Below are 11,327 nucleotides of genomic sequence, written 5' to 3'. Positions count from 1 at the left end.
TTTAAGTGTTTTTGAGATGTGATTTTCTTATATTTAAGAAGTATTAACCTTTAAAACAAGAAATTATGTCGATAAGAATAGGAAATAGTTGTGTTAATTGTCAAAGTTTAACTGCTAACGAAGTCTGTAAAGTACATGCCGTAAAAGTAAGCGATAATTATACTTGTGATAGTTTTGAAATGAAGGCTTCTTTAAAAAATGATCCTAATTGTAGTTCTTGTGCACGTTTTGAATCATCAAACTGTGCAAACCCACAAAAAGCAGCACCAGGAATGTTATGTTCTCAATGGGCGCCGCAAAATGCTCAAGCTTAATTTTTAATAATAGTTTAAATAAAAAAAGACACTTTTAAGTGGTCTTTTTTTATTTTTTAGTCTCCATCATTATCTGTGGAAGTAATAATTATGGATAGTATACTTCTAACATCTACACTAAATAGTATGCCTAATGCATCTAATTCTGTATGTAGTGTTTCTACTTGATTAGGATGAGATGTTATAGCATCGAATAAAGGTACAGGAATGGCATCAATAGCATTCTGCACATCATTAATCTTGTTTTGAATCGCTAAGTTTAAATCGTTGTTTTTAATAACATGATAAGTGTAATCATCGATACCAACTCCTTCTGTATTAAAATAAACTTCTTCAACACTATTTATGTTTTCTTTTAAAATACTTAAAGATAAACTACTAAAATAAGCCTGAGTTTGATCTGGGTTTGTAGCCTGAGAATTTTCTAAGCCAGCAGGTTTGCCTATTTTGGTTATTTTGGCAGTATCGATTAGGTTGTTTAAACCATTAAACAATCTGTTAAAAGAATCTCTAATGCCAGTCTCGTTATTATCTATAAATGTAGAGGCGTAATTTCCAGGCGTATTCCAAATACCTTGTAATCTTTTGGCTTGAAATTCGAACTCTAAAGCAGTAAATTTTAAATAGTTTTGCCTTTTCACCGAATTTATAAATTGAGTATTTAATGTTGTTACATCACTTCCAAATAATAAATACTCTAAACCAGATAGTGTTTTTATTTGCGGACTTAAACTAGCTACTAACTCTTCTGTAATAGCATCATTATTTGTAATAACGTTTTCTAAAGCACTAGGTAGAGTTGGCCAATTGTATAATGCCAAGTGCATAAACTGGTCTCTAACATCACCAATGTTAAAGGCGTATATTTTACCATAGGCTTTAGCAGTTGCTTTCCATTGGTTTCTTGCTAAATTTAAGTCTGTTTCTGTATAAGTAGTTAAGTAATTTTGTACCGTAGCGTTTAGAGTAATGCTTTCTGCTGTAAAAGTATCAATACTAGGTAATATTTGTTGATTTGTAACATCATCTAAAAGTTGCATAACATTAAATGCAACTTCTTGTTCTTGATCGTTATCACTATTACAGCTAAAAATTAATAATAGTAGTAGTAATACTTTAGATTTTTTTATCATAATTATAAAGAGTTTACAAAATCAATTAATTGTTGACGTTTTTGTGCAGATAGATTTTTAAAGTTTTGTTTAATTGTTTCGGCTTCACCACCATGCCATAAAATTGCTTCTTCTATGTTTCTTGCGCGACCATCATGTAAAAGATTAGTATGGTTGTTAACTGTTTCAATTAAACCAATTCCCCAAAGTGGTTGTGTTCTCCATTCATTTCCATTGGCATTAAAATCGTTTCTATTATCAGCTAAGTCGTCTCCCATATCATGTAATAAAAAATCTGAATATGGTTTTATAGTAATATTTTCTAGAAACTCACTTTCGGCATCTGTACCAGTTGTTTGGTTTATGGCATGACATCCAATGCAATTAAGTTCGGTAAAAAGCACTCTACCTTGCTGCACATCTTCATCTAAATAATTACGACGATTAGGTACTGCTAAATGCGCTTGGTAAAAAAGAACTTTGTCTAATTGGCTATCTGTAACTTCTGGAGTCCCTCCATTTGGAGCATCAAAGCAATCTTGTTGAGGTGAAGGACAGTTTTGTTCAGAAAAAATAGAAGTGGTTAATCCCATATCACCATGAAAAGCTCCTGCTATTTGTTGTTTTAAACTTGGTGCATTGGCTTTCCAACCATACTTACCTAAAGCTGTTGTATTTGTTTCATAATTATAAACAAAATTTGCACGACCTGAAATGCCATCGTTATCACTATCATTTATATCTTCAAATTTTATAATTTCAATGTCTGGCAAAGCCGAAATTAAACCTAAACCAATAGTTTGTTGTGCAACTCTAGGAGATGTGTTAACACCTGCTAAAGAACCAAATTGTTCCTCTTGAAAAGTATATATTGGTTTTTGAAGTTGATATTCACTACCATCTGCGTAAGTACCATTTATAATTTGATAGTTAACATTTATTTTAGTTTCGTATGGAATGCCATTATTAGCAAGATCTTGTAATTGTAAACCATAACCAGGAACAGGATTTGCATCTCCATTAGCATCTTGTCCGTCTAAACTAATACGCATTAAAAAGCCATTAGAATTTGTACCATTAATTAATGGAAATCCTCTACCATCTTTAAAGTGACAAGTAGCACAAGCCCGCGCATTAAATGTAGGGCCTAATCCATCTCTTCCAGTTGTAGAAGCAGGAGAAGATACCCAAGTTTGATTAAATAAAGAGTTTCCAGAAGCAAAGGTTGCTTGTTGTTGAAACGATAAACCATTAATCTCAAAACCAAAAGCGTTAGCGCTTGTAGAGTTAACACCTAATGGTCCTGTTAAGAATTCTTCTCCTTCTACATAATTAGATGTAGGTTCTAGTACGGCTATATAATCATCATTATTACAATTAAAGAAAGTTAAAACGAGTAAAGAGACAATGGTTAATTGGTATTTCATATTGCAATTGTTTTAAATAGAAAAATCTCGAAACTAAATTCGAGATTTTTTTAACTTTAGAAAGAGAATTATTTATAGACTAATTCCTATAGTTGTAGCTGATGCACTGATCTCGTCAGCCCAATCTTGAAGTGCTTGAACGCTTTGCATTACAACACCAAAGTTAGAATCTGTTGAGCTTTCTAAGGTTATTAAATAATCGAACGGTTGCGCATTGTTAGCGATAGCGTTTACTTTTTCCATTGCATTATCGGCAGCAGCTTTTAAGGCAGCTGCTTGTGTAGGGTTTGCTTGTTTTACTAAATCGTAAAATGATGCTCCATCAATAGCACTATATGCTCCAAAAACAACATTGTAAACACCTTTTGCATTTGCATAAATATCACGATGCGTATTGTCACTAAAACAAGAATGTTCATCTTCTTGACCTAATCCTCCAATACCGTCTGTAGAATCTACAGGAGCAATAATACGCTCAGAACTTAACTCATCACCAGCAATAAAAAAGGCACCGTTAATTAATTGTTGTAAAGCAATGTCTTGATTTAAATCATTAAAAACAGTTCTATATGTTCCACCTGTAGCCCAAGTAGTTGTTAGTGCATTTAAATCGCTTACTAATAAGTTAGTTGCTACTTGTAAATATAGTGCACGTCTATCTGCATTGGTAGCAGTGGTGTAATCTGTAAATTCTCTTAACCCAGGTAAGTCTTCAGAAGGCATTGTATTGTCTTGTCCCCAAAGTAAAAACTCAATAGCGTGCCATCCTGTACTTATAGATTTATCATTTTGTCCTTCGTTTAAACCAGAAATAGTTGTTTGATCTATTGAAATAGTAGTATCACTTATAATACTATCGTAATTGTTAGCGTAATCTTCTGTTCCAGAAGCAACATAATCAATATAACTTTCGTCTATTGGCCAAGCATTCATTTGTCCTTCGGTTCCTAAAGACCAAGAATCAGATTCTGTATCTATAGGTCCATTAGTTTCTCTAAAAGTCTCGGTTAAACCGTAAAATTCTCTAGCAGCTAACCATGAGGTTTTTGCTAAATCAAAATTAGTTTGGTTTGGAGTAGTTATAAAAGTATTGATAGCGGATTGCATACTTACTGCGCTATTATAACTGTCCAGGTAGGTTTGATAAACAATATCACCATAATTGTTTATAACATCAGATTTGCTGACGTTGTTTGTGTTATTTGTTGTATTGCTATCGTCATCACTACTACAAGAGAATAATGATAATGTTAAAGCAATGATAAAAGTTGATTTCAATAGATTGGTTTTCATGTTGTTGTTATTTAGACTTAATAAAAATAATGATGCAAATATATTTTTACTTGTAATACAAACCAAGCTATTTAGAATAAATCTTAATAATATTTGATATAATAACCTTTAGTTGTTTGTAGGTCAATCGTTTTATTTGTAATTATTTTACATTCTAAATTGAAAAACAGTATTTATTATATAATTATACATATCTTTACGCGCAATTAATTCCAATTGCAATGACAGCACACGAAAATAAGATAGTAGGTGAAGGTTTAACTTACGACGACGTACTATTAGTTCCAGCTTTTTCTGAAATTCTACCAAGAGAAGTCAATATTCAAACAAAATTTACACGTAACATTACCATTAACGTTCCTATTGTATCTGCAGCGATGGATACAGTTACAGAAAGTAGAATGGCAATTGCTATGGCTCGCGAAGGTGGGATAGGTGTTTTACATAAAAACATGACTATCGAAGAGCAAGCGGCTAAAGTGCGTAAAGTAAAACGTGCAGAAAGCGGTATGATTATCGATCCTGTTACATTACCACTTACAGCTGTGGTTTCAGATGCTAAAAATGCCATGCGTGAGCATAGTATTGGTGGTATTCCAATTGTAGATGATAATGGTAAGTTAAAGGGAATTGTTACCAATAGAGATTTACGTTTCGAACACGAAAACAATAGACCTATTGTTGAGGTAATGACGAGCGAAAACTTAATTACAGCTCCAGAAGGAACAAGTTTAAAAGGTGCAGAGACTATTCTTCAGAAAAATAAAATCGAAAAACTTTTAATAGTTAAAGATGAAATTCTTGTTGGTTTAATTACGTTTAGAGACATAACTAAAGTAACTCAGAAGCCAATCGCAAATAAAGATACTTATGGTAGATTACGTGTTGCAGCAGCAATTGGTGTAACAGGAGATGCAGTAGATAGAGCAGAAGCATTAGTAAATGCAGGAGTAGATGCTATAATTATAGATACAGCGCACGGTCACACAAAAGGTGTGGTTAACGTTTTAAAAGAAGTAAAAGCTAAGTTTCCAGGTTTAGATGTAGTTGTTGGTAATATAGCAACAGGAGAAGCAGCTAAATATTTAGTAGCAGCAGGAGCAGATGCCGTAAAAGTTGGTATTGGTCCAGGTTCTATTTGTACAACTCGTGTAGTTGCAGGTGTTGGTTTTCCACAGTTTTCGGCAGTATTAGAAGTTGCAGCAGCTATTAAAGGCTCTGGAGTTCCTGTAATTGCAGATGGAGGTATTAGATACACAGGAGATATACCTAAAGCAATTGCAGCAGGAGCAGATACAGTAATGTTAGGTTCTTTATTAGCAGGAACTAAAGAGTCTCCAGGAGAAACAATTATTTACGAAGGACGTAAATTTAAGTCTTACCGTGGAATGGGCTCTGTAGAAGCTATGAAACAAGGTAGTAAAGACCGTTATTTCCAAGATGTAGAAGACGATATTAAAAAATTAGTACCAGAAGGTATTGTTGGTCGTGTACCATATAAAGGAGACTTATTTGAAAGTATTCACCAATTTATTGGAGGCTTAAGAGCAGGAATGGGATATTGTGGAGCTAAAGATGTAGCAACACTAAAAGAAACTGGAAGATTTGTGAAAATTACAGCTTCTGGAATTAATGAAAGTCATCCACATGATGTTACTATTACTAAAGAATCTCCTAATTATTCTAGATAGAATTATAGGTTTATATAATATTGAAAAAGCACAACCATTGGTTGTGCTTTTTTTGTTTTCGAAAATAATATAACGTCACTCGAATATGATTCCGTTTTAATGAATTATATTCAACGTTATATTATTTTCGAAGTTAACAGATTTTTTTTACAAAGTCAAGCTTAAGTTTCCATATGTAAAGAGTGTTAATATTATTCTAAAGAGTCCAAAATACTTATGATTTTTTTTTATTTTAAACCAAGAATTAAATTAGAGCTATTGGCTATTTTAAAACGAAATAACTTTTAATTATTAATTCAGAAAAACATCAAAACGAAATGGCATGGAAATTATAGGAAATATTATAAAAGGAGCTATTAACTTAAAAGGTGCTTTAACACCAGAAATTAATCCAATTGAAGCACAAGAAAAAGTATTAAATAACTTGTTAGAAACGGCTAAAGACACGTTGTTTGGTAAGCATTATAATTTTGATGCTATTTTGAAAGCAGAAAATCCTTCTGTTTTGTTTTCTAAAAACATTCCTTATTTCGACTATAACGAAATCAACGCTAAATGGTGGAGTAAACTACACGCTGGAGAAGAGAATGTAACTTGGCCAGGAAGTCCATCTTACTTTGCATTAAGTTCTGGTACAACCGGAAAGACTAGTAAGCGAATTCCTGTAACAGATGCAATGTTAGACGCTATAAAACAAGCAGGAATAGATCAAGTTACCGCATTAAGCAACTTTAACTTGCCTGCAGATTTCTTTAGTAAAGAAGCAATGATGTTAGGTAGCTCTACAGATTTAATTGAAAAAGAGGATCATCTTGAAGGCGAGATTAGCGGTATTACAGCTAGTAACATTCCGTCATGGTTTAAAGGCTTTTATAAGCCGGGAGAAGATATTGCTAAAATAGATGATTGGGATAAACGTGTAGCCACAATAGCAAAACGTGCAAAAGAATGGGATATTGGCGCTTTAAGCGGAATACCATCGTGGATGGAGTTAATGCTAAAGGAAGTTATAGCATACCATAACGTAGAAAATATTCACGATGTTTGGCCAAATCTACAAGTGTTTACTTCGGGAGGAGTTGCTTTTGGTCCTTATCAAAAAAGTTTTAATGCATTATTAGGGAAGCCTATAACGGTTATTGATACTTACTTAGCATCGGAAGGTTTTTTAGCTTTTCAAGCAAGACCAGAAACAGATGCAATGCAATTGGTTACAGATGGCGGAATCTATTTTGAATTTGTACCATTTATGCCAGAGTATATTAACTCTGATGGTTCTTTAAAAAAGGAAGCGCCAAGTGTTCCTTTAAAGGATGTACAATTAAATCAAGATTACGTAGTAATTATAAGTACTGTTAGTGGTACTTGGAGATATCTAATCGGTGATACTATAGAATTTACAGATGTTGAAAGAGCCGAAATTAAAATTACTGGGCGTACTAAGTTCTTTTTAAATACGGTTGGGTCTCAATTATCGGTTAATAAATTAGATGATGCGATAAGTCATTTAGAAGAAACCTTTAATACTACAATTCCAGAATATACTTTGTGTGCTAAACGTTTTAATGATGGCTTTTACCATAGTTGGTACTTAGGGGCTGAAGGTCTAAAAGAAGATAATGCAACTATTGTAAAAGCTTTAGATGAATTTTTGAAAAACGCCAATAAAAATTATAAGGTGGCTAGAGGTAAAGCTTTAGAAGGTGTAAAAGTTGAGGTTATTAATACTGAGGTTTTTGCAAATTGGAGTGGTGCTAACAAGAAAAAAGGCGGACAAGTTAAAATGGAGCGCGTTATGGGAGAGGATAAGTTTAAAGATTGGGAAGCTTTTGTAGCCGAGCATTAAGATTTAGATAGCTCAGCATCTCTTTGGTTTATAATTTCCATAATTTCTTCTGGAGACAGATAATACCTTTTAATTCGTGCAATGTATTTTTTATCAATATTTGCTTGGTTTAAAATAAAGTCTTTGGTAATTAATATATACTTTTCCATACCAGATTTAACGGCATAAGTATCTGCGGTTCGTTCTGCTTCAGCAATATGGTTGTCGGATAAAATATACTTTAACCCAAACCAAATTAGATTTAAATTACTCCTATTTCTATAATCCATAACATGACCTAGTTCATGTCCAATCCAACCTATTAAAACATCTTTAGGCATATTTTTAGTGTAAAACACTTCGCCAGAAATATTTACAGTTTCACTTATATATATATTATAAGAACGCTTTCCTTTTAGTTTAAAAAAACTTCCAAAAGACGGTTGCGCTTGCATTGTAGATTTTTTAATATTCTTTTTAAACTCAAAATTTATTGATGTGTCTTTTAACTCTGGGTAAAAAGATAAAGCCGTGTGTATTTCGTCTTTTATAGATTCGGGTATAGTAGATTGTGAGTAAAGTGTATTAGTCATTAACAGTAGTATAATTAATTTAAATTTCATGCTCTTATTAAGGTAACAGATAATAATTTAATTACTAAATATTTAACTTTAAACTAAAATATTTTAACAGTATAATGCTTTAAAACGCTAATGTTTACTTTGTGTATTAAGAATTAATAAGAGTTTTTTATGTGAAGAAATAAGGTGTTCCTAATATAATTAAATAAAATATTACTCAGTATACACTTGACCACGATGTGGTTTTAATGCATCTCTAACAGGTTTCATTTCGTCTTCATTTACTACCATGTAAGCAATAGAATGAAAATCGTTAATAATTTCAAAACCAGTAATATTTAAGCTTATTTTTTCAATAGCTATATATTCTTTTAAATGTATTTCGTGATGTTGGGCAATTTTTAAACCATCAGGTCCTTTAAAATCCCATATTAATTTTAGTTTACGCATGTGCTACAGATGTGCCTTTTTCGGCAAAGTTTTTAAAATCGTTAAGGTAAATCATAGATTGTTTTTTTATAGACTTAGGAGCTAATAAAATCATTAAGCGCATATTAAAAGTTGTAGGTATAAGTTCGCTTTTGCAAATCCATTTAGTATGGCCATCTATTGTTTGTTTAAAATAATTGTGTTGTATGGTGTGCATTCCTTTTGTGTCGTAATGCATGTGGTATTCTTGAGGTAAAATGTTCTTGGTAACAGTTTCGAAAAGTGTTATTTTGCGTCTCCCAAAAGTGTAATTTAGTTTCATTTTCGCTCCAATTTCTCCAGGATCTCCAGAAATATGCTCAAAACTGTCTAGACCGCGTTGCCAATGTTTCATATTATTGTGGTTATCGAATTTTTCGATAAACTCCTCAATAGGAATATTTACAATAATTTGCGAAGTGTACTTCATTTTAATATAAATTGAAGTTGCAAAACTATGCAAATTACTAGCAGCAGTCATTAAAGCAACGCTAAATGATTTTTTTATTCGTTAAAAGGAATGTATTAGCAAACATTTAATGTAATTTACTTGCCAAGTAAGCCTGTTTATCTACAATAAACATTCTTTATCTATCGTTTGTTATTGTACTTGCATTATAGGCTAATATTGTTATTTTTGCAAGACTTTATAATATCTATATATAATTATGAGATTTAAATATTTAACATTCTTTTTTGCTTTTATTTTTGGATCAATCTCCTTAGCTCAAGCTCAAGATAAAGCAGTGCTTTTTACTATTGACGAAGCGCCAGTTTATGCTTCAGAATTTATGAGAGTTTATAATAAAAATTTAGATTTAGTTAAGGACGAATCTCAAAAGGATATTGATGGATATTTAAAGCTTTTTATTAATTATAAGCTAAAATTGCAAGAAGCAAAGCGATTAGAATTAGATGAAAAAACAAGTTATTTAAGAGAATTCGAAAGCTACAAAACGCAATTAGCTAAAAATTATGTAACCGATAATAAAGTTACAGATGCTTTAGTGGAGGAGGCGCATAATAGGTTGCAAACAGAAGTTAACGCAAGTCACGTTTTAGTTAGAATAGACGAAAATGCCAAACCACAAGATACATTAGCAGCGTATAACGAAATTGTAAAATTACGTGAACGTGTTATAAAAGAAGGTTATAAAAATGTGCAAAAGTCTGTGCATAATGGAAAAACAATCTTCGCAGAAGATTTAGGTTATTTTACAGCCTTTAAAATGGTATATGCTTTCGAGAATGCAGCTTACAATACAAAGGTAGGTGAAGTGTCACAACCATTTAGAACACGTTTCGGGTATCATGTTGTTACTGTTTTTAATAAACGTGAGGCTAGAGGAGAAGTTTCTGTAGCACACATAATGATAAAAACAGAAGCTGATGACAATAAAGAGAGCGAAACTAAAATTAACGAAATATATAAACGTATTCAGCAAGGCGAAGCGTTCGATGCTTTAGCAAAACAACTGTCTGAAGATAAAAGTACTTCAAGCAAAGGCGGAATGTTAAAACCATTTTCTAGCGGAGAAATTAGTGCAGAAGAATTCGAGGAAGTAGCATTCAAACTTAAAAACATAGACGATGTTTCTAAGCCTTTTAAAACGCAATTTGGATGGCACATTATTAAACTAAAGGGAAAAAAAGGAATTGCATCTTTAGTAGAAATGAAACCGGAATTAGAGTCTAAAATAAAAAGAGATTCGCGTTCTAAAGTTATTAACGATTCTAGAATTAAAGCATTAAAAGCAAAGTATACTGTTACAGAAAATGCTAACGCTTTAAACTATTTTAAAGGAATATTAAATAAAGACTATCTTAATAAAAAATGGAGTTTGCCAGAGGATTTAGAATCTGAGAAAGCGTTTGTTAAGATTCAAGAGAAAATAATAACTTATAAAGATTTTGGTCAGTTTTTAGTTAAGAATCAACGTAATTATAATAACTCAACCACTATCGCAGTTGTTTTAGATAAGGTTTATGAAAGTTTCTTAGAAAACGAATTGCAAAAATATCAAGAAGAAAATCTAATTACAGAGAATAGTGATTACGCTCAAATTGTTGCAGAATATAGAGACGGTTTGTTGTTGTTCGATTTAATGCAAACCGAAATTTGGGACGTTGCTAAAAATGATACTATTGCATTAGAAGACTATTATAATACACACAAAGACAATTATTACTATCCAGAACGTGTGGATGCAGTAGTAGCGTCTTCTGCTAAAAAAAGTATTATAAAAAAGATTGCTAAGTTAATGAAACAAGGTGCAGATACTAAGGCTATTAAAAACTTAGTAAACACTAAAGATCAAGTAAATGTTAGTTTCTCTTCAGGAGAAATGGATAAAGAACATCAAGCATTACCAAAGCAATTTAGTTTTAGTAAAGGAGTATCTAAAGTATATAAACATAACGATGGTTATATAGTTGCCAATGTTAATAGTGTTTTACCAAAAAGTTTAAAAACATTTAAAGAAGCTAAAGGTCGTGTTACTAGTGAATACCAAGAATTTAAAGAAGAAAATTGGCTTAAAAAACTAGCTTCATTATATACGGTAAAAGTTAATGAAGACGTTTTAGATAATGTAAAACAGAATTTAAAAAAATAAT

The 11,327-nt window shown here is 31.9% G+C and carries 10 protein-coding genes; 4 read left to right on the top strand and 6 right to left on the bottom strand.

Annotation, left to right across the window (positions count from 1 at the left end; genetic code table 11):
* Positions 1-65: 65 nt before the first annotated feature.
* Complete coding sequence (locus ASC41_RS03940; RefSeq protein ID WP_055435337.1) at positions 66-314, top strand: hypothetical protein; 249 nt, start codon at positions 66-68, stop codon at positions 312-314.
* A 56-nt stretch (positions 315-370) separates the two neighbouring features.
* Here the strand turns inward: ASC41_RS03940 and ASC41_RS03935 are convergent, their stop codons facing one another.
* From ASC41_RS03935 to ASC41_RS03925, 3 genes are all read right to left on the bottom strand, one after another.
* Complete coding sequence (locus ASC41_RS03935) at positions 371-1,447, bottom strand: imelysin family protein (protein WP_055435336.1); 1,077 nt, start codon at positions 1,445-1,447, stop codon at positions 371-373.
* Positions 1,448-1,449: 2 nt separating this feature from the next.
* Complete coding sequence (locus tag ASC41_RS03930) at positions 1,450-2,853, bottom strand: di-heme oxidoreductase family protein (RefSeq protein WP_055435335.1); 1,404 nt, start codon at positions 2,851-2,853, stop codon at positions 1,450-1,452.
* A 72-nt stretch (positions 2,854-2,925) separates the two neighbouring features.
* Entirely contained in the window at positions 2,926-4,146 is a 1,221-nt protein-coding gene (locus ASC41_RS03925) for an imelysin family protein (RefSeq protein ID WP_055435334.1), read from the bottom strand.
* Between the two features lie 221 nt (positions 4,147-4,367).
* Here ASC41_RS03925 and guaB point away from each other — a divergent pair, with 221 nt between their 5' ends.
* Together guaB and ASC41_RS03915 are read left to right on the top strand one after the other, a co-directional pair.
* Positions 4,368-5,837 (top strand): IMP dehydrogenase, encoded by a 1,470-nt coding sequence (gene guaB, locus ASC41_RS03920; RefSeq protein ID WP_055435333.1) that lies wholly within the window; start codon positions 4,368-4,370, stop codon positions 5,835-5,837.
* A gap of 322 nt (positions 5,838-6,159) precedes the next feature.
* Positions 6,160-7,683 carry a GH3 family acyl-acid amido synthetase gene (locus ASC41_RS03915; RefSeq protein ID WP_055435332.1) on the top strand — a complete coding sequence of 508 codons (1,524 nt, stop codon included), beginning with the start codon at positions 6,160-6,162 and terminating at the stop codon, positions 7,681-7,683.
* Here ASC41_RS03915 and ASC41_RS03910 read toward each other — a convergent pair.
* The 3 genes from ASC41_RS03910 to ASC41_RS03900 form a co-directional block, all read right to left on the bottom strand.
* Positions 7,680-8,255 carry a hypothetical protein gene (locus ASC41_RS03910; protein ID WP_055435331.1) on the bottom strand — a complete coding sequence of 192 codons (576 nt, stop codon included), beginning with the start codon at positions 8,253-8,255 and terminating at the stop codon, positions 7,680-7,682. The two genes, ASC41_RS03915 and ASC41_RS03910, sit on opposite strands and share 4 nt — an antisense overlap.
* A gap of 201 nt (positions 8,256-8,456) precedes the next feature.
* On the bottom strand, positions 8,457-8,693 hold the full coding sequence (locus ASC41_RS03905) for a hypothetical protein (RefSeq protein ID WP_055435330.1): 237 nt from the start codon (positions 8,691-8,693) through the stop codon (positions 8,457-8,459).
* The gene (locus tag ASC41_RS03900) at positions 8,686-9,141 is read right to left on the bottom strand and encodes an SRPBCC family protein (protein ID WP_055435494.1); all 456 of its coding nucleotides are present in this window, start codon (positions 9,139-9,141) and stop codon (positions 8,686-8,688) included. Before ASC41_RS03900 ends, ASC41_RS03905 begins: the two co-directional genes overlap by 8 nt.
* Before the next feature lie 238 nt (positions 9,142-9,379).
* Here ASC41_RS03900 and ASC41_RS03895 point away from each other — a divergent pair, with 238 nt between their 5' ends.
* A complete protein-coding gene (locus ASC41_RS03895) occupies positions 9,380-11,326 on the top strand; it encodes a peptidylprolyl isomerase (protein WP_055435329.1) in 1,947 nt (648 codons plus the stop codon).
* Position 11,327: the final 1 nt, after the last annotated feature.

Origin of the sequence: Lacinutrix algicola (genome assembly GCF_001418085.1) — a bacterium.
In the GTDB taxonomy this organism is placed as follows: Bacteria; Bacteroidota; Bacteroidia; order Flavobacteriales; family Flavobacteriaceae; genus Lacinutrix; species Lacinutrix algicola.
Note: the sequence above shows the minus strand (reverse complement) of the source record. Positions and strands in the feature narration are given on the sequence as shown.